This window comes from Sphingobacterium sp. B16(2022), from assembly GCF_012030425.1.
Taxonomy (GTDB): Bacteria; Bacteroidota; Bacteroidia; order Sphingobacteriales; family Sphingobacteriaceae; genus Sphingobacterium; species Sphingobacterium anhuiense.
Genome location: NZ_JAAUVN010000005.1, coordinates 234,131 through 255,176 on the forward strand (window position 1 = coordinate 234,131; position 21,046 = coordinate 255,176).

A 21,046-nucleotide genomic window follows, 5' to 3' on the forward strand; every position below is an offset into this window, starting at 1 on the left:
GCGTTTAACTATTTCGCTTTTTTTAGAGGAACCTCAGCGGCCTGGTAAGTTTCAGGCTCAGCTTTGTAAATTTTGAATTTTACTTCATAACCCTCTGGTGCGTAAATAACGATTGGCATTCTTCCATTGTAATCGGTTATAACAGATTTACCCTGTACAAAGCTGTTCTTTTTTTCACCCTGGCAAAGCATTTGAGTCGAAGCTACATTTCCATTTGTTTTGAAAACATAGTAATTATATTCCCATCCCTGCAGATCTTTTTTCTCAAAATCACCGGCTAAGAAGTAACTGTTACACGCGTCGGTCTCCATATATTTGCCAGCAAAAAACTCAATCTTTTTATTATTATCACCATCGATTCCTGCATGAGGGACTTCAATGACATATTTTACCATCCCTTTTTCTGGTGCTGGAAATACATTTACGTCTTGTTTAAGTAATGTCTGTGCCATAGCGGATATCGAAATTAATAAAGTAGCAACGATCATACCTGTTTTTAACATTAACTTTTTCATATATATTATTTTTACATGTGTATTATTATCAGGTTAGAGCGATCTGTATACGATAAGTTTAATCCGTTGACGATTTTTTTTATCATGAAAAGTTTTGGAAGTCGTTTTAAATTATGCTATTTTCTTGATAGACAATTTATTGTATAGCGTTTTTCTTGTGAATTTTTCTCTTGATTTAAGACTAAATGGCTTTGAAAATATCATTTTATACTTTATAATGGTAAATAGCTCGCTTTTACAGTAATGTTTGCAGTCTTTTTTCGAGATGTTGTATTGAATGCACCACCATAAGAAAATTCTTCGTTATCATTTTGACCAGTTATCTGAAAAACGCCTAAATCAGCTTTTACCAATTGACCTAAAGTGGAGGCAGATTCGGACGCTATATTCTGTGCACGTTGGTGTGCATTTTTAGAAGCCTGAGAAATGAGTTCTAATTTTAAATCTTCCAGCTTAGAATAATAGTAGTTGGGTGTACTTGAACTTAATTCAAGCCCTTGAGAGATTAACGTTGATATTTCGCGAGATGCATTATCGACTTTGTTAAGATCTTTTGATTCCACTCCAACAGTTTGCGATAAGGTATATCCAGAAAACGTATTATAGCTACTGCCTTTACCATCTGTGTGGTATTCAAATTCTTTATTAATATTAACAGCTTCAAATCTTATCTCTTCAGCTTTTAAACCCTGTGCGATCAAAAAATTGCGAACCAGCTCACGATCCTCAGCTAATTGATCTGATGCGCCTTTTAAATCGAAATTTTTACGACTGTAGCTGGCATTCCATTTTACTAAATCAGATTCAAAATCTTTTTTAGCATTTCCATTAACGGTAATCGTTTGTGAAGATTTGAATTTGTAACGGTATGCATTGCTAAAAAGGCATGCACTTGCAATAATAACAATACCTGCAATAAGTGCTATTATAATTGGATTGTATTTCATAATCATTATTCTAATCAGGTTATTTAACGTTTTATCGACTTACTATGTAGCAATCATGATACCAAAAAAAACTGTTATTTTTGAATTTAAATAGATAATTTGCAGTTTTTGAATCAATTTGTTGATATAAGTAATAAATAATGAATAAAAAAATCATTCTTATAGGGTTGTTAGCAATGCATGGAGCCGTTTTATTCGCTCAAAAGCAACCGCTTAACCATACGGTTTATGATGGATGGCAAAGTTTGAATGCAAGTGAAATAAGTGGTAGTGGAAAATACATCACATTTCAAGTACTGCCACAGGAGGGAGATGGAGCCTTATATGTCAAGGATAATTTAAACAAATCCATACTTGCATTACCAAGGGGATATAATGCCCGTTTGACCAATAATGAAACGCATGTCATTTCATTGATAAAGCCTAAGTTTGCTGATACACGCCAAGCGAAAATTAAGAAAAAGAAACCGGAAGAAATGCCGAAAGATTCACTTGCTATTTTTACGGTAGCGACTGGAAAGCTTTTAAAGTATGCAGAAGTTAAATCTTATAAATTGGCTGAGGAAGCTAATGGTTACTTTGGATTCTTAACGGATGATAAAGGGATAGCTCCTACAGACACCGCGACGTCAAAGACTAAAAAAGCAACTAAAATCAGCACATTGCATGTATATGATCTAGCAACAGGTGATACGGTTAATTTTCAACAGGTAGATCAATACGACTTTAATAAAGCGGGAAACAAGCTGGTTTTTACCAAAAAAACTGAAGCTAAAGATTCTACATCCAATATTGCAGGTGTTTATTTATATGATTTGACCAATAAAACATTAAAAAAGATTACAAATGGTCGCGGAACGTATAAAAACTTCACTTTTGACGATCTTGGCAATCAATTGGTCTATTTAGGAGATAAAACTGCTGAAAAATCTTTATTAAAAGAGTTTAATCTTTATTATTATACTGCACAGCTTGATTCAGCGCGCATTGCTGTTCAGAAAAATACTTCAGGAGTACCTGCAAATTGGGCAGTAAGTGGAGATGGAGAGTTAAAATTCAGTAAAAATGGGCAGAAATTATTTTTAGGATTGGCACCTATACCTAGAGTTAAGGATACGACATTAGTGGATTTTGAGCATGCGAAAGTAGACGTTTGGCATTGGCAGGATGATTACTTACAGCCGCAGCAATTAGTCAATCTTAAAAAAGATCTTGCTCAAAGCTATTTGAGTGTATTTTATCCGCAACAGAATAATCGTGTGATTCCTCTAGTTGATGAGAAATTTAATCCAGTACGTACAACAATTGAAGCCGACCAAGAATATGTTTTGGCAACCACTGATTATGGACGTAGAGTATCTACGCAGTGGGATTATAGGAGCAAACAGGATGTATATGTCGTCTCTACCGTTTCTGGTGCTCGTCAGTTGGTAGCTGAAAATTTATCAGGACAAGCTGTTTTATCACCAGATGGTCAGTATGTGCTGTATTTTAATCAGGATAGTGGCAATTGGTATTCGTATCAAATTGCCTCCAAAAAAGTGTCGATATTAAATGATGGTCTTCCTGTATCCTTTGTCGATGAGGATAATGATATGCCGGCAAAACCAGAAGGCTATGGTATGGCCGCTTGGGGAGCCGACAATAAAGGAGTATATGTTTATGATAAATATGATATCTGGTATTTCGCTTTAGATGGATCGGATAAATATTTAGCCACAAATGGATATGGAAGGGTATCCAGTACCGTATTGCGTTATAAGAACTTAACACATCCGCGAAATAGCAAGTGGAAATCCAACACACTTGATGAGCGTCAACGTGTTTTGCTAACTGCTTTTAATGAAAAGACCAAAGAGAATGGTTTTTATGAATTGAGAGGTAAGCGGAAAGATCCAAAAGAGATCTTGATGGCACCAAAGGTTTTTAGAAATTTACAAGCATCCGAAGATCAGAAATATCTGATTTATTCAAAAGAAGATTATGTCAATAGTCCTGATTTATATGTGAATAGCAATACGTTTAAAAAGGAAGAAAAATTGACCGAGTTGAATCTGCAGCAAGCGAATTACAATTGGGGAACCGCGGAGTTGGTACAATGGACTACACCTGCTGGTCATGCTGCAGAAGGTATTCTGTACAAACCGGAAGATTTTGATCCGAATAAGAAATATCCAATTATTGCTTATTTCTATGAAAAATTATCAGAAGGACTATATAGTTACCAAGCGCCGGCGCCCACACCGTCTCGTTTGAACATACCTTATTTTGTAAGTAATGGTTATTTGGTTTTTGCGCCTGATATTTCATATGTTACAGGTGAGCCTGGTAAATCTGCGGAAGAATATATTAATTCAGGAATGAAGCATCTGGCGCAGAATAATTGGGTAGATTCATCTAAAATGGGTATCCAAGGACAAAGCTGGGGAGGCTACCAAGTGGCGCATTTAATAACAGCTACCAATATGTATGCAGCAGCTTGGGCAGGTGCTCCAGTTGTGAATATGACTTCAGCGTATGGGGGTATTCGTTGGCAAACAGGCATGTCCCGTCAGTTTCAGTATGAAAATACACAAAGTAGAATTGGTAAGACCCTATGGGAAGGGCAAGAAGCTTATCTAGCCAATTCACCTTTATTTCATTTGAATAAAGTGACAACACCAGTCGTTATTATGGCAAATGATAATGATGGAGCAGTGCCATGGTACCAAGGCATCGAAATGTTTACGGCATTAAGACGCTTACAAAAACCTGTTTGGATGCTTAATTACAATGGTGACGAACATAATTTGTTGTTAAGACAGAATAGAAAAGATATTCAAATACGAGAGCAACAGTTTTTTGATCACTATTTAAAAGGAGCGCCTGCTCCGAAATGGTTGAAATCTGGAGTTCCCGCAAAAGAAAAAGGAATCGATTGGGGGTTTTCTAGTGAATAATTTTAAAAAGAGCTTATTTGTTACAAATAAGCTCTTTTTTTTATGTCTAATTGTAATTTTTTAAGGTTTTCAATAAAAATATTAAAAAAAATTTCAATTTTTATTGAAAACAACATACTTTTACAAAGTAATTTGATGGAAAGATCAAAAATAGGGTGTAAAAAAACTTAAAATCTCAATCACATAATGTCTAACTTAAGATTTAAATCTGTCGAAGCAGCTGTATCTCGCAAAAATGCTTCTTTAAAAGTAGAAACTAAAAAAGCTACCGATATTTACGGTAAGAATGTTTTTTCAATTGCGAAGATGAAAGATTATCTTCCTAAAAACTCTTACAAGGAATTAGCACAGGCAATCGAAGATGGAAGTGCAATTTCTCGTGATTTAGCGGAGCATATTTCACAGGCGATGAAAAGTTGGTCACTATCTAATGGTGCTACGCATTATACACACTGGTTCCAACCTTTGACAGGATCTACTGCTGAAAAGCACGATGCTTTCTTTGAGCCGGATGATAATGGTGAAGCTATTGAGAAGTTTACCGCAGATGCTTTGGTACAGCAAGAGCCTGATGCATCAAGTTTTCCAAATGGAGGTATTCGTAATACATTCGAGGCACGTGGCTATACAGCTTGGGATACTTCATCACCAGCTTTCCTTTATGAAACAGGTTCAGGTAAAACATTATGTATCCCAACAGTTTTTGTATCATACACAGGCGAGGCATTAGATTATAAAGCTCCTTTGTTAAAAGCTGTAAGTGCTATTGACAAAGCTTCTACTGAGGTAGCACAATACTTCGATAAACAAATTACAAAAGTAAATGCTTCTTTGGGTATTGAACAAGAATATTTTTTAGTTGATCTTTCTTTATATAATGCACGTCCAGATTTACAATTGACAGGACGTACTTTATTCGGTCATATGTCCGCAAAAGGACAACAATTGGATGATCATTATTTCGGAGCGATCCCTGAGCGTGTTTTAGCATTCATGGTCGATTTGGAAAATGAAGCTTTGAAATTAGGTATTCCATTAAAAACTCGTCACAACGAGGTTGCTCCTTCTCAATTTGAGTGTGCGCCTATGTATGAGGAAATCAACTTAGCAATTGATCATAACCAATTGTTACAGAATTTAATGGACCAAGTGGCAATGCGTCACCATTTCAAAGTGTTATTACACGAGAAACCTTATAGCGGTGTCAATGGTTCTGGTAAACATAATAACTGGTCTTTGATTACCAATACAGGTGTTAATTTATTGTCTCCTGGTAAGACTCCAAAAAATAACCTAATGTTCTTGACATTCTTTGTTAATACCATTAAGGCTGTTTATGAACATGCGGATTTATTACGTGCATCGATTGCTAGTGCAAGTAATGATCACCGTTTAGGTGCAAATGAGGCTCCTCCTGCTATTATTTCAATCTTCTTAGGCTCTCAGTTAGATGATCTTTTAGAAGAAGTTGAATCGGCTCGTGTTGCTAAAAAAGTAAAATCTGAAGCGAACTTATGGCATGGTATTCCTAAAGTTCCTGAATTGAGATTGGATAATACAGATCGTAACCGTACTTCCCCATTTGCTTTTACAGGTAATAAGTTTGAATTTAGAGCTGTAGGTTCTTCTGCGAACTCTGCATTACCAATGACCGTATTAAATGTTATTGTTGCGAATCAATTGATCGAATTTAAGATCGAAGTTGATAAGCAAATTAAAAAAGGCATTAAGAAAGATTTAGCATTATTGAATGTTGTGCGTAAATACATCAAAGATTCTAAATCAATCCGTTTTGAAGGTAATGGTTATAGCGAAGAGTGGGAGAAAGAAGCTGAGGCAAGAGGCTTGTCGAATATCAAATCTACTCCGAAAGCTTTAGACGTTTACGTAAAAGAAGAGTCGATCGAGTTATTTGAGAAATTAGGTATTTATACAAAACGTGAAAGTGAAGCACGTCATGAAATTTTGTTGGAAAACTTTTACAAAAAACTTCAGATCGAAGCTCGTGTTATTGAAGATATCGTCAATAATCAGATTGCTCCTGCATGTTTGATCTATCAAAACGAATTGATCAAAAACGTACAAGGTCTGAAAGATCTAGGATTCGGAAAAGAGGCATATAGCTCTCAGTTTAACTTCTTAGAGCGTATTTCATTACACGTTAATACTGTTCTTGAGAAAACAGAGGCGATGCGTAAAGAACGTAAAAATGCAAATCAAATCGAAGATATGCGCGAAAAATCAATCGCATATGATGAGGTTGTTAAACCTTATTTTGATGAGATTCGTTACCATGTCAATAAATTAGAGAAAATTGTTGATGATCAAAAATGGCCATTACCGAAACTTCGCGAACTGTTGTTCATTAGCTAAGAATTGGTAAATTAGGTATAATTTAAATTGATACATCTTGAAAGCGCGCGATATTTTATCGGGCGCTTTCTTTTTGCACCTTAACTGGTTACGGTGCAAAAGTCAATATTGTAACAATCTACTGTATTGTCATATTAATTTCATTTTATCATAGGTTATTCGTTGTTCTTTTTTTACATTTAGTTATTAAAAGAAGAAGAAGAAAAATGAAGAAGTTTAATTTTAAATACAGGAAAATATCCTTAGTTACTGCAGTGATTGCAACTGCGATGACTTTAAGTGCTTTTATTCCCAATCAGGAAAAACCAAAGGAAGAAAAGTTTACCAATCTAAAAGTACTCCCTAAAAATATAACTCCAGATGAGTTAAAGTTAGTGATGCGCGAATTTAATAGCTCCTTGGGAGTCAAATGTGGATTCTGCCATACTCCTTCAAAAGATGATCCTAAGAAAATGGAATTTGCGAGTGACGAGAATAAGCATAAAAGTATAGCACGTGACATGATGAAGATGACAGCCAAGATCAATAAAAAATATTTCCATAGAGCAAATAAGGAAGGGGAGATCAAGGCAATTTCATGTAAAACATGTCATAATGGAAAGGAAAACCCTGAAATGAAAATTGCGAGTTTATAGCATTGCTCCATAAGGTAGTTCAAGCTTACTATTATCATTTGGCTTGATTGAGAATCAATATCCGATAAAGATTATAAACCTGTCGATATTTGTGATCTTTATTTTTTTATTAAAAAAATAAAGTCGTTCATAATCAGTTATTTTCTTGTTTAGGTGCATTTTTATTTTGCATATATCAAAAGAATATCTACATTTGCATCACTCCAAACAACGAAATACTTGTTTGAACGGACCGCCCGGATGGCGGAATTGGTAGACGCGCTAGTCTCAAACACTAGTGGGAAACCGTGCCGGTTCGATCCCGGCTCCGGGTACTTTAGCAGGAAGATTGCATTTAAGCGGTCTTCCTGTTTTAGCTTTATATGCGTTTAAACCACGCAAATCCTCATTTCTGTCGGGGGTTATAATTCTGGTGACCGATGCTCACGTACACCTTTGTGTACACCTGAAAAATCGATCATGATTATGAACTTTCAAACAGCAGAAAAATTGTTCAAATTTTCTATCTCGCTATTTTATCGTAAGGATAAAATAAACCCAGTGACACGGGAAGTGTCGCTCTATCTCGAAGTTTTTATTACCGGCAACGGAAATAAATACCGCACACGCTTGCCTTTAGATCTCCGCTGGATCGCTGAAAAGGTTGATCGGGGAAATAATACCCTATTACCTCGTACTCGAAAGGATAATGACGTCATGGATTACAACATGATGATCATTTCTGAAATTTCAAAAGTTAATGAGATAGCTAAGATCTACAGGCTTTCGAATCGAATATTGACTGAAGAGAATTTACTCAGGGAACTGCGTCTGGCTCAAACGTCCAAATCACTTATAGGGTACATGATCAGTCGATCAAAAGAACTTTTGAATAAACGGCTTATATCATATCAGACTTATAAAAATTACCACACAACAATTAATACGTTGGTTGCCTATGATGATAAAGCAGAATTTTCACAGGTGTCTACAAGTTGGATGGATGGGTATAAAGCCTTCTTAAAAAAGAAAGGAAATGCCCACAATACTGTTTGGACTAGAATTCGTGATCTTAAGGCATTTTTAAGAATAGCGAATGACGAAGCTACCATCTTTGTTGATCAGGTAGCTATCGATTACAAAAATATGCCTATCGATACTCCGACAACTTATCTAAAGAGGGATGAGATCCAACGGTTGATCAATTTGCAGAATGAACCTTTAAAAGAAATAGAAACAAACGTCTTGCGTGCTTTTCTTTTTCAGTGCTTTACATCGCTACGAATTTCGGATGTGTATAAAGCGAATAAGAAATGGATGATGTCAGAAACTATGATAATTTTCACAATGCAAAAAAATATTGATCGCGCACCGAAAACGATTAAAATACCGATTATCCCGATCGCAAAAACTTTTATTAATGAAACACTAAGTCAGTTCTTTTCGTTGCCTACAGAGCAGGAATACAACAGAACCTTAAAAGATCTAGCGCGTATGGCTGATATTAATAAGAATTTGCATTCGCACGTTGGACGTCACACTTTTGGTTATTTATTTATGACGGCTGTAGGTGACATCTATGCGCTTAAACAGATTATGGGGCATACTAAGATCACAACAACCGAAAGATATGCTCATATCGATGATGACTATGAATTCGCACAGGCTATTAAAATACAGGAAGGGTTTAAAATGTGGGCTAATGGGTGATGATGAATTTGCATTCTACTTATATTGTAGTAAATTGTATTACTTTTTTTTAAACAACATTTAATTATGAGAACTACTATAATTTCCACAAAGGGATTGGCTTTGGAGGAAGATATTCCAGAGCTAGCATTATTTGCATCAATCAACAAAAACAGTCCTTTTTTAAGATATATTGAACCATTCATAGGCAAAATTAAGTTTAAAAACCTGATTGAAAATCCTATGTTTTTTTTTAAAGAGGATGCTTTTACCCCAAATGAAAATGTAGTGTTAAATAATAAAATATCTAGGACAAACACAATATTATCAGTTTCTTGCTGGCTATTGAAAGATACTTGTGGATCTACTCCATCAGGATATCTAGTGAATACAAATATAGCAAATCCATTTTGGGATGAACAATTGAATTATTGCACATTGGCCAATGGCACACATGAAAACACCTTTTTTTCAAAATCTGAAATATTACAGGTAATGGATTTGGATAGAAAATTTAGAGATATTATCGGTCCCTTGGAAAATGTTTATAAATCCGAAAATGGATTCTCATCATCTAAGTTCAGTCTGAGAAATTATGCAACATACAATAAAATGGCGAGAGCCCAACAATTTGTATTCCTAGCACGATGTACAAGTAGTTTATTACAGAAGATTTCTTGGTACATTGTTGCATTGGAAGCCCTTTTTTCAACTGGACCTGCAGATATTTCGTTCAAATTGAGATTTATGGTTGCTTATTTTCTAGGAGGTGAGCCAGCGGATTTAGAAATGACTACATCAATTATTAATAAAGGCTATGACTTACGGTCTAAATTTCTGCACGGGGCCTCTTTTGAGAGTAAGAAATTAAAAAAATTAGTAGATAGGCAATATCAAGAACAGGTTAGTGTTGGTCTAGATACAATACTTAGAAAATCATTTAATATGATAATTTTGGATAAAGATAAAAAGGATATTGTTTTTGACGATGAAAAGTCAAATGATTTTTTTAAAAATAAGCTGCATGGTTTTTAGATGAAAATTGATTTGAAATGCATAATAAAACGGTTTTAATTAAATGTTTTATTATGCATTTCATTATATCATTTTATACTCTGTTTTTCGTACTGTCCCTGCTCCAACAATATTATTTGGACTTACAGTATCGACCCCAAAATCATGGTATTCAAAAATACCTGCATTATTTATATCGTTTACAGTTGCTCCCTTAGATCGTGTCCACTCAGCTACAATAGTTGCACCTTCTGTGGTTCTAAAATTAACCGAGTGGTTTTCGCTCACAACATTAATTAGGTGCACTGTAGTACTGATCTTTCCGCTATTACCACTTTCGGAATCATTTTGTGCCATACACCCTTCCATTAAATTGTCGCGGAAACGTCCTCCATTAACTGTCATTATAGCTCCACCGAAAGCAATTATACCTCTGCGGTTACATCTTTCCCCTAATATATTGCTAATAAAAACATTACTTCTAGCATGGTGAGATATAACATCACCTTCTCCATTTATAGCATACACATTGTAGTAATAGAAAGTATATTGATCATTTCTTACATCAGTATTGTAGTTTGTGTAATGACCATTAATACAGTCAGCTCCGGGACTTATTACTCTATCTCCTCGTGATACTCCCGTGCAGTTATCATCATTAATTCCTTCACTAGCTGAACCTAATACAGTAACATTATTTCTTATTACATGCCTTCCGTAGATATGACAACCATCATTGTTTGAAAATTCAAAAATAATATTGTTTAATTCTATTTTCCTTCCAGTATTATCACTACCCCAAGAAGTGTTTGGCCGAACAGCATTTTCATATGTAAACCCACTAGTGTTAGGATTAATAGAATCATTTGTGTGTATATATAGTACTCCCTCTGAGTGAAAAAAAGAACCTTTATTTGAGTCGCATTCGGTAAGGCTAGCAGCTTGTTTAATCTCACTAAATGGTGACATATGAGTCATGCCTCGATGTAAAGGATGGTATTTTGCCGGATCTATTGCTAATGATAGTCTGCCGTTTTCAAATATCCTTTTAGTTTTATCCTGAGTTGTTTCAGGTATTATTTTATTGTAATTAATTTGGTAAACGTTTAATGTTCCTGCAGTTTTTTCCCATCCTGTCAAAAATTCACCACCAGCTATTTTTACAGGAATTCCGTCCGAAGACTCTAATCGTAAGTCTCCAATTGTAGCGAGGTTTAAAGTTTCGGCATATCTACCACCCTTTGCTCTAATAATAGCTGAATCATATTCTTTATATCTGGCAATAGCATCAGATAGATTATGAAAAACATTTTCTGTTAGTTCTGCATCTGGATCAACGATAAGTGTAACTTGACCACGAGATTCTTTAGGTAAAGCAGAGGATTTTAAAACTAATCTTTCATCTACTTCTTTTATGACAGGATCGGAACCAATTGCACAACCTGCTATATATACTGTTCCTGGCGGATAATTTAATCTGTATCCTTTATACACTTTTGTTTCAGATGCATCATAATCTAATAAAGCAAAATTTTCATCTTTGTACAAAATACCAGCCATAGTAGAAAATATTGTAAGATCGATCTCACCATCATATTCATACGCTTTACCATATGTAATCTTGTACATGTTTACATTTGCTGTAGCCGTTCTTCTGCCTACTGCGTTATTATTTGAACCTCCCGATCGGGTTAAAAATCCATTTACGATTGTAGCAGTTAAATTCTGAGAATTTTTTTCTACAGTAAATGATTGACTGCTCTCATCAACTAATTTCCATTGAGTAGATGTAGCTTTAGGCTCTTGACTAGTATTTTCAAGCGCAATCCATATTTTGGAGGCATTCGTAACAATATCATTTTTCTTATATAGTCCCAAAGACCAATCTGGAGCGTTTGCTGAATTATCTGGTAGATCTAAAGTAAACTTCTTAATCCATCTAACTCCATCAAACAAGGTTAAACCCCATTGTGTTGTGGAATATTCTAGATCCGGGCCATTGGGTTGCGTATATCTTCCATTAGCTAAAAATCCAAATTTCATTTCTGCTTGTGGAATTGGTAGTACAACAGGAGCTGAAGACGTTGCAATTGGTAGATCTTCGAAATCTGCTCCCTGAATTGCTACATCTCCAATAACTTGTTTTCCAAATTCTTTGGCAGATGCCCCACGAAATACTTTTTCATTAGCCTGTTGTAATGCTATAAATACTTTTTCCCAATCCGTTACTGGTGGGAGTCCGTTAAAATTTGGGTCTAAAAGAGTCATATTAGTATAGTTAGATTTTTAAAAAATTTGGTGCTTGCTCGATCTGTGGGTATGCCAGGATCGAATCCGAATAGCTGAATTCGATATCAAATTCATTTAGGTTGTTCCTGGTGAAATCCAAAGTTGAATCCTTCACGTTAATTTTTCGTAAAGCACCGTCGAGCATGTGGTACCTGTTGATTGAAAATGAAAAGTCGACCAACAATTGTCTATGTTGACGGCTTTGGATGTATCCGGTATTTTTTAATACTGTCCGGGTTGGATTGGTTGCATACTCGACTACATGATCATCGAACAGTGCATTCGACGGATTATTCTTAAATGTATCTTTCAATTCGCCGGACATGACGAAGGAATCGAAACCCCCGAGGCGATTTTCGAAGACAAAGAAGTCATGGATCAATGGGTTGAAATGCTCAACACTGAAGACTTGTTTTCGCAAAACCAATTTCCCTGCAGATGAATTTCCATAAATGGTGTATTGAGCCAACTTATCAAACGATAGCTGTTGCACCAGGTATGGCGAAACGTCCAACGTCTGTAATTTATCTGCAGATAATTTTGCATATTCAAATGTCCCGGTTGTTCCACCTTCATAGATGCAATCTACCTTTACCGTGATTGGCTCTGCTGGGTACGCTGTCAAGTAAACTGGCTGATGCGTTTTAACGGATTGTGGAAGTATTCCAATATTCAACCAATTATAAGCCGTATAGAATTCAATATCTAACGGTTGGCGATAATAGAAACCTTTGATCGCTACAAAGCTGATTTCTTCAAAAGTTGGATCTTCGAAAGTATCTTCGCCTATAAACTGTACAGTATAAGTTCGCACTCCCTGATCTTGGACCGTCACGCGATCTGCACCAGGAATAATAATATTTTGATTCCCGTGCAAAAGTCCGGCAAACTTTAATACTACTGGAGTAGTTGCATTAAAAGGATTGTACCGCTCACTGATCAGTTCGACACCATCGTCCAAGATCTTGACCATTACTTCAGCCTCATCGGATGTAAATTCGATGTGTGGTAAGCTTTTGGTATAATTAAGCGCCGCAGGCTTTTTAAGAATTTTGATCATAGTCTAAAACGATATCAGATCATAGGTCAATCCAAGTCCTACACCATAAGATAATCCCACGGGTGTCATGATCGGACCTCCAAAGGCACCGATACCCCAACGGGATGGCTGCTTGATCTTGGTGAAGTCTTGTACAAATGAAATTTCAGCCCTAGAATCATCGACGATGATTGCACTATTGTATTTGTAAGGGTGAAATATGCTCTTTCGGGTGCGATAAGTTAATAGCTCAGGCTTGATCGTTACTTTAGGTATCCATAGGTTAGAATCAATATTGTACCGGATATCAAAGGTTTTATCTTTCAAAGAAGCCCACTGCAGACCGGCTTTGTCCTTATACACATTTCCCTTCAGGGAATCCTGTAGTGTGATCACGAATGATTTATAAGACTTTAGATCTTTAACCGCTATTTTCAAAGCTGTCTGTAAAGAGTCGGCTACCGATTTCGAAACGTAATCACCGATATTATTGGGTGTCTCTGCAGGCAAATAAACGATCTTCGATTTTCCTGCAATGGTATCTCTCTTTATGATCGGGTTATAAGCATTCCCAGGTTTTAATTCTGCGAGATCCTTGTTTGCAAGTTGCAGGGATTTATTTTCCTGATAAAATGTAAAGGCGATAATACCACATACCGCGATTAGTAAGATAAAAATGAAATTTTTCATGGCTTTATAGTTTTAGGGCATTACTTGTTTAATATCTGTTTTTGATTGTTTACGTATTTGCTCATCGTTTCGAGCAGTATTGGCGTCCTGGGCCTTGCTCTGCAGAACCGCCTGCAGTAATTGCTTTCGTGTATCTTTCAATTCTTCCTGAGCATCCTTTAATTGTACTTGACAATCACCTTTATTGTTGTTTTGATCGTCCCGATTGACCGAAACGGCCCAGATCACTGCGATGATCAACAGGACGAAGATGGTTTCCTTAAACCGCCGAGTCAATGCCGTCAGCAAGGGTGTGAATACTATTTTAAATAATTCATTCATTTTAGTGGTTTGTTACAAATTTGATGGTTAGAGGTATGTTAATAAAGGACAAGGCTACACCTCGACGAGGTCCACAACAACTGGGTCGATTTTATCTTTCCTGATCACGTACTGCATTTTTTCGATAAAGAAGTTTCGCCCTTGAACATGGATTTTATCCGTGATCGCGAGTTTATTCAGGTCAAGCGGAGATAATAAAAATGTACCGGTTGCTTTCGTTTTAGTCCGTTCGATCCAGTTCTTGAAATCCAGGTGATATTTATTCAATAGACCATCTGCGCCGTCCCATTTCAGAGAAATGTTGTCGTTTTTATAGGGTGATACAAATGGATAATCTTTGCTACCATCAACAGTTTTTCGGACACCGGAATAGAGTAATAAGGAAATGCTTTTAGATCTTACATTACGCTTACTCTTATCATAACCGTCGCCCTCTTCAGGGATCCACATGGGTACTGTCCAAAATCTTTTCGTATCATCATTGGATAATGTGGTCCAGTACGGGCTAGGCTGCAGATACATTTGTTTTAAATCACTTTTTGCATCATAGGTTTCCTGATCAGGAGCAGGTTCTTTACGCACCGGTTTCTTGTAACCTTTAAAATCATATGCGATCATCAATTCATATTGATCTTGGTTATTCTCCCGGTACGATTGATAATAGGCTGACTTTAGGAAATATTGCTCAGTATCTTTTATGTAGAAAAACTCTTCATAGCTGTCGTCTACAGTTGGTAGATTAAAAGGAGTATTATACATGTCTTCATGTGTCTGGACTTCAGGAACCACTTCAACTGGTACATAATATTCTTCATCCTGAAAGCCGAAATCATAAAATAAGCCATCGACTGTTTTAATCGCCAATTCATCGATAAGCTTATTACTCCAATTATATTTTAAATCAGCTTGAAAAATCTCCTTATTAAAGTTGACTACAAAACCGCCTTTATGAGCCGATAAGGTCATGCAGAAAATATTTAGTATCGTCTTCAGGAAATCATTTGCATTGATTTCAGGCATGTAATCACTAAAAGTTACATAGGCAGGATTTTCCCGGTAGGGGCTACTGGTAAGAATTGAAGATAATGCCCTAGTAAGACCTTTGAAGTAAAAGGTTGGTACTAAAACATCTCGCATTTCGGTCGCATCAAAAGGCGAGCTATTCAGGTTATTCCCGACCAAGCAATCGACTAAAAAACCAAGCCGGAAAAGTGGAAATATCAAAGATGTCGATTGGGTACGATCGTCATCTGTCTTGAAGAAGAAAGATTGATCATTGACATTGAACATACTTAGATAGAGATCCTGCATCATCGTGATCATTCGAACACGGATCGAATTACTACCATTGCCCGAAGCATGTTCTCGATAAAATGAAAATGGATGATTCCACATCTTGACATAGATCGGAGCCGCTATATAGTCTGGATGCGAGTTGTAAGCGAGTGTATCCGTCCAAGCTTTATAGTGATAATCAAATGATGCTGGATCGTCAAAGCCAGGTATCAGGACATCACCATTGAATACCAATTCTCCGAAATCTTTTTTATAAAACCCGGCTTTTAGGTTATCATTGAAATCGACAGCCTTGAATGTTGCATTGAAACCTTTATTATATTCGTCGAGCGTGATAGTTCCCTGAAGAATACAAATCGACTGAAAGAAGATCTTGCAGGGAGCTGCTTTAAAAGCTTTACCATCTTGATGGGTCGCAAGACGATTGGCATGCGCAAATACTCCTGAGTTCTTAGGAGTAGGAGGAAGTTGAAAAGATAGAGAATAAGGTACTGGCAGTTTATCCGAGATGAGCAACGGATTTTCGTTCGTCATAGCGATCTGAATATCTTCAGGCAGATCAACAAATATGTTTCTAACTAGGATTTCAAGCATGGCTCAAAATTATCATTGAGCCATGCTTGAATAAAGGACACTAGAGATCAGCGTTATTTTGAATACGATCCAATTCCGCCATTTTAGCTTTAAATCCTTCAGGACCTAAAAGCGATACAGATACCCCATTTTTAACGGCTTGATAAAGTGCATTAGTTACTGCAGTATTATTCGCGATCAGTTTGCGAATTTCTTCATCAGACTCATTTACGATCGTTGTTTGACCAGGTGTGGCAGTTGAAGATCTAGAACTATTATTATTCAGATATCCACCATTAGCACGCCCAGGCATTGTCGATGTGATGATATTACTTAGTACTGCAGGATCTATCCGGCCATTACTTTGCATCGTGTCCAGGAGTGAAATAATTGGTGCGGCAAAAGGATTGCGAACAAGATCTGCATTTGCAACCCATTCTGTTCCCTCTTCACTCACGATAACTGAAGTTTGTGGTACAAACCCACGTTTCTTCGGATCATTTTTTGCCCGAAACTGTTTACCGTCCTGCGACCTAGTCACGTCGATATATCCACCATCTTCACGACCTTCGATCGCAGGAAGTGGTGTTTTTAATATTGTTCCGATTTGTAAAGCTCCCATCGCACCGACTAATGCAGCTAGAAAAATATTTGGTAACGCCTTTGTCACTGCAGAAGCGGTATTGACAACGGCAGACATTAGTGATACATTTCGTTCACGTTTCGCCTGTTTATGCGCAACTTCAGACTTTTTCTTATCGAGATCCTTATCAAGTTTTTCGACTTGTTTGTTATATGACTCTTGTGATATCGTCCCAGACTTTAGTCTTGAATCAAGATTTGACCTCTTTTTCTTATTAACCTGTTCGTCTTTTTGAAGCTGGGCGTTTTCACCTGAAGCAACCATATTATTGTAAGCGCTCCATACTTGAGTCATAGCCCCAAGTGCTCCAAAAACACGGTTTAATTTTTCTTCAGATGTACCAATGTTTTCGAATAGCTTCTCCCAATCTTCAGTAGCCATACCAAGTATATCAACCTTTGATCGCTGATCATCTTTGATATCGTCTGTTTTGTCGAGACCTTTTAGTTTCGACAATTCTTCCTTTATCTCCCGGATTTTGGTTTGAAGGCTTTCTTTTTCTTTATCAGAGAGAATCGAATCAGAAAGGTTCATACCTTCCATTTGACCTGATTCGATCGTGGCATTTAAAACCAGCAATAAACTTTCTAGATGTTGCTTTTGTAATTTTTGTTCCTCAAGATCTTGTTGGTTCCGGATCAACCTACGTGCGTCACCGAGAGTTTTGATAGAAGATAATTCCTTAGCATTTAAAACACTACTTAACGTTTCTTTAGCTTGAGCCAAAGTCGTGATTTCGGAAAGCTCTTCGTTATGCTTGATTCGTAATTCTGAAAGTTCAACAGAATTCGATTTCAACAACTTATCCGTTCTTTTCTCAATTGCATCAGCATCTATCTTGTTGAGATTCTTTTGATGATTATTTCGAAGAATTTCTAGTGCTGTCTGTTGCTCTACAGTAAGCGTTTCCCATTTCTTAACCTTATCCTCCATTTCTTTATCAAAGAGACCGGCTAATTGCAAGCGCTTTTCAAAATCTTCTTTTTCTTGCTGGATTAAAGGATCAGTCTTATCGACTAGTTTGTCACGATATCTACGTTCAGTCGCTGCCCTACGATCTAACTCTGAGGAATATTCGTTTGTTTGTTCGCGTTGTGAATGGTTATATTTTTGATTGATTTCGTTTTCTTTTTTAATATAATCATCTTTGATCTGCGCACGTTTTTCCAATTCATCAGCGGTTAAGGAATTAATATCGCGTTGAAATAAACCTTCTGCTTTTAATTTATCCTGATAATCTTTTTTTGCATCTTCCAATTCCTTCAGACGAGCTTTCTTAGAAGCAGCTTCAGCGGCACGTGCTGCTTTTGCATCTTCTTTGCTGGTATCAATACCTACTTTCGTACCACCCTCAGCTTTTGGAGTCTTAGCAACGACTATTTTGTTTAACTTTTGCTGATCCGATAATATTGAATCGGTCAATTCTTTTCTGGCTTTATTAATATTTTGTAATGACTCGACATTATCCATTGCATTTTCTACTGTAGCAGCACCAACACCAATAATTGATTGCCTAACATATCGATATGTATCAGTCAAAAATCCTAAATCATTTTTTTGAACTTTTAATTCTTTCTCCGCCAAGTTATTTAGCTCATTTCTTTTAGCTTGTATTTGCGAATTCAACACCAACGCTTCACTATATGTATTTATCGCAGTAGTTGCTTTTCCTAATAGTAATTCTTCTTTAGTATATCCATCCAGCACACCAGGCATGATCTGTTTTAACTGATCCATAGCTGCTATCCGCTTATCGTGCGCAACTTTGTTATCGGTCATCACCTTGTTTAAAGAATCAATTTCAGATAATTGCGCAGCAGTATCTTCAGAAGCTTTCCTCATTGCATTGTTTAAAGAATCCTGCACCTTTACAATACCTCTAAGATTATCCCCATAGACAACAAAAGCAGCAACTAAGGCACCTATTCCAGCTACTAAAAGAGCAATTGGATTAAGACCTATAGTCGTGAAAAATAAAGCCATCGCCCTGTTAGCACTCAGTATCCTTCCTGCTAACAGTTCCTGTGCAGCTATGAGTAAAATAGTTCCTGCAGTCAGTAACTTTTCCCAAAGCACCTTTAGTTTAGTAAGAGCAATATTAGTAGTAAGGTTGATATTACTTATAGCGATCGTCGCATTGTAGGCGATAATTGAAGCTGTAATGACAATTATGATTCGATGATTATTAGCAAGGAAGCTAAACAGTGTCATCAAAACTTTAAAAAATGTAATGACGAGATTGGTACCTGACAAGACAACAGGATTCAGCTTTTCACCCAATTCGATCCAAAGCGCTTTTACTCTCTTTTGCGCCATCTCCATTTTTGCAGCGGCAGTCTCATTTTTGATCGCATATTCAGCTGTAATCGATGTACCATCTTTCATCGATGTCGAAGCTAGATTCATAGAAGATCTAAGTACATCGACATTATTAGCTAAGGATCCCAAAACACCAATCGTTCTACCACCATCTTCACCCAGATCACCGAGTGTACCGGCAAGTTCATTAATCCCTGCAGAGTTATTTTTTACTCCCTCCAGAACTTTGACAAAAGCACCCATGAAATCCTTTTCCATGAATCCTTTAAAGTCATTGAGCTTCATGCCGGCATACTTACTATATGTTTCGGCGTTCTTAGCCATAGCAAGAAACATCTTACTGAGTGAAGTCGATGACACCTCTTCAGACTGGCCGAGCTGATCAAGTGTAGCTCCTAGACCGAGGATCTGATCAATCGTTATTCCTGCCAGAGGAGCAACACCGGCCATGCGTCGCGCGAACTCAACCATATAACCTTCGTTGGCTGTCGAGGCCATACCGAGCTCATTGATCGACGATCCAACTTTTAAGAAAGCTTCTTCAGTTGTGTAGAGATCCTTAAGTTTAAAGATGTCTACCAACTTACCGATCTTGTTCACGGTCTCTTCAACATTCCCTCCGAGATCTTCATTAAGCGAAACGATGATCTGGTTATTGGCTCGAACGAACTCGGTAATATCTTTGATATCTGTATAACCTAACTTACCGGCAATACGAGCTAAGCCCAGCATATCTTCCTGACTGGTCCTTGTTTCGATCTTGGTTAGTTCAGCATTCAGATCCTTAATACTAGTCTTTGTCAAGTTGGTTGTTTTCATCACATCGGCCAGTACATCATCAAAGTGCGCGTATTCGTCAGATGCTCTCTTAGCACCCGCCCAAAGAGCAATCATTGATGCGCCACCTGCTACTATTGCACCTATATATTGATTTAGACGATTTGCGGTCCGTAGTATAGAATTGCCTGTTTGATCAGCACCGTGCCCTAGTTCTCGTAAACGATTCCGAACCATATCGATCTGTTGCGAGTATGCCTTATAGTTTTCAGACCCGGGTACCGACTGCTTTCGTAATGCAATCATTCGCTTCAATGTCGCCTCTAATTGTTTTTCGTTCTGATCATTCAGTTTTAGGGATTGGTTTAATTCCGATAACTTTCTTTTCGTTTCTAAAATAGTCGCATTGTACTTATCTGCTTCAACAGCAAGGGCTAGATATCGAGATGAGTTCTTTTGTCCCTGCTTCTCCAGTTCCTTCATCTCTGCCTGAGTTGCTTTCAGATTAGCTTTAGCATCAACTAATGATCGTGACAGCTTACCTATATCCGACTGTGCCTTATTACCATTCACGATAATATTCAGTACTAAATCTTCCTCGGTGAGTTTCTTAGCCATTTATACCCCCTCTCATCTGCGATCTGATATCGCGTTTTACTTGATCAGTGAAATCATTTGCAACCCGAAAGCCGATCGCATAGTAGGTGCCCATCACGAATCGGTTGTAAATACGAAGGGACTTAACAGTCGTGCCTTTACCGGATTTCTTTTTGCGTTCTCTTTTAATGTCTAGTAAGCGGTTGTAATGGGGTACGGTAAACTTTAAGGTACCGCCCATACTTGTAGGGATAACAGTAGTAGTCCTGTCCTGAAGTAATCTATTAGAGTGGAACTTGACCTCCCGGGTTATTGCTTTGCCCTGATTGGTCAACATCCGAGATCCTTCTTCCTTCAGAATATTTCTGATGAATGTAGATTCAATTGCCATGCGATTTGAGTTGATAATCG

General features: G+C 37.1%; 14 protein-coding genes and 1 tRNA gene. 6 read left to right on the forward strand and 9 right to left on the reverse strand.

Annotated elements, in window-relative coordinates:
* Positions 1–8: 8 nt before the first annotated feature.
* Both HCX49_RS21680 and HCX49_RS21685 read right to left on the reverse strand, forming a co-directional pair.
* Complete coding sequence (locus HCX49_RS21680; protein ID WP_168128112.1) at positions 9–515, reverse strand: ecotin family protein; 507 nt, start codon at positions 513–515, stop codon at positions 9–11.
* Between the two features lie 212 nt (positions 516–727).
* Positions 728–1,462 (reverse strand): SIMPL domain-containing protein, encoded by a 735-nt coding sequence (locus HCX49_RS21685; protein WP_031289417.1) that lies wholly within the window; start codon positions 1,460–1,462, stop codon positions 728–730.
* A 140-nt stretch (positions 1,463–1,602) separates the two neighbouring features.
* On the opposite strand from HCX49_RS21685, the gene HCX49_RS21690 reads away from it, so the two are divergent.
* From HCX49_RS21690 to HCX49_RS21715, 6 genes are all read left to right on the forward strand, one after another.
* Positions 1,603–4,401, forward strand: coding sequence for a prolyl oligopeptidase family serine peptidase (locus HCX49_RS21690; protein WP_168128113.1), 2,799 nt, complete (start codon positions 1,603–1,605; stop codon positions 4,399–4,401).
* 186 nt (positions 4,402–4,587) lie between these two features.
* Positions 4,588–6,774 (forward strand): glutamine synthetase III, encoded by a 2,187-nt coding sequence (locus HCX49_RS21695; protein ID WP_168128114.1) that lies wholly within the window; start codon positions 4,588–4,590, stop codon positions 6,772–6,774.
* Between the two features lie 206 nt (positions 6,775–6,980).
* Positions 6,981–7,409 carry a c-type cytochrome gene (locus HCX49_RS21700; RefSeq protein WP_021191989.1) on the forward strand — a complete coding sequence of 143 codons (429 nt, stop codon included), beginning with the start codon at positions 6,981–6,983 and terminating at the stop codon, positions 7,407–7,409.
* 234 nt (positions 7,410–7,643) lie between these two features.
* A tRNA-Leu gene (locus tag HCX49_RS21705) sits at positions 7,644–7,723 on the forward strand.
* Between the two features lie 151 nt (positions 7,724–7,874).
* Positions 7,875–9,098: a site-specific integrase gene (locus HCX49_RS21710; RefSeq protein WP_168128115.1), complete on the forward strand. Its 1,224-nt coding sequence runs from the start codon at positions 7,875–7,877 to the stop codon at positions 9,096–9,098.
* 102 nt (positions 9,099–9,200) lie between these two features.
* On the forward strand, positions 9,201–10,112 hold the full coding sequence (locus HCX49_RS21715; protein ID WP_168128116.1) for a hypothetical protein: 912 nt from the start codon (positions 9,201–9,203) through the stop codon (positions 10,110–10,112).
* 63 nt (positions 10,113–10,175) lie between these two features.
* Here HCX49_RS21715 and HCX49_RS21720 read toward each other — a convergent pair whose 3' ends face one another.
* From HCX49_RS21720 to HCX49_RS21750, 7 genes are read right to left on the reverse strand one after another with little or no spacing between them, the layout of a single operon-like run.
* Positions 10,176–12,359, reverse strand: coding sequence for a hypothetical protein (locus HCX49_RS21720; RefSeq protein ID WP_168128117.1), 2,184 nt, complete (start codon positions 12,357–12,359; stop codon positions 10,176–10,178).
* Between the two features lie 10 nt (positions 12,360–12,369).
* On the reverse strand, positions 12,370–13,440 hold the full coding sequence (locus HCX49_RS21725) for a hypothetical protein (protein WP_168128118.1): 1,071 nt from the start codon (positions 13,438–13,440) through the stop codon (positions 12,370–12,372).
* Between the two features lie 3 nt (positions 13,441–13,443).
* A complete protein-coding gene (locus HCX49_RS21730) occupies positions 13,444–14,109 on the reverse strand; it encodes a hypothetical protein (protein ID WP_168128119.1) in 666 nt (221 codons plus the stop codon).
* 12 nt (positions 14,110–14,121) lie between these two features.
* The gene (locus tag HCX49_RS21735; RefSeq protein ID WP_168128120.1) at positions 14,122–14,430 is read right to left on the reverse strand and encodes a hypothetical protein; all 309 of its coding nucleotides are present in this window, start codon (positions 14,428–14,430) and stop codon (positions 14,122–14,124) included.
* A gap of 54 nt (positions 14,431–14,484) precedes the next feature.
* Positions 14,485–16,320 carry a hypothetical protein gene (locus HCX49_RS21740; RefSeq protein ID WP_168128121.1) on the reverse strand — a complete coding sequence of 612 codons (1,836 nt, stop codon included), beginning with the start codon at positions 16,318–16,320 and terminating at the stop codon, positions 14,485–14,487.
* Between the two features lie 40 nt (positions 16,321–16,360).
* Positions 16,361–20,656 carry a phage tail tape measure protein gene (locus HCX49_RS21745; protein WP_168128122.1) on the reverse strand — a complete coding sequence of 1,432 codons (4,296 nt, stop codon included), beginning with the start codon at positions 20,654–20,656 and terminating at the stop codon, positions 16,361–16,363.
* Positions 20,649–21,026, reverse strand: coding sequence for a hypothetical protein (locus tag HCX49_RS21750; protein WP_168128123.1), 378 nt, complete (start codon positions 21,024–21,026; stop codon positions 20,649–20,651). The genes HCX49_RS21745 and HCX49_RS21750 overlap by 8 nt, the downstream gene beginning before the upstream one ends.
* Positions 21,027–21,046 lie beyond the last annotated feature (20 nt).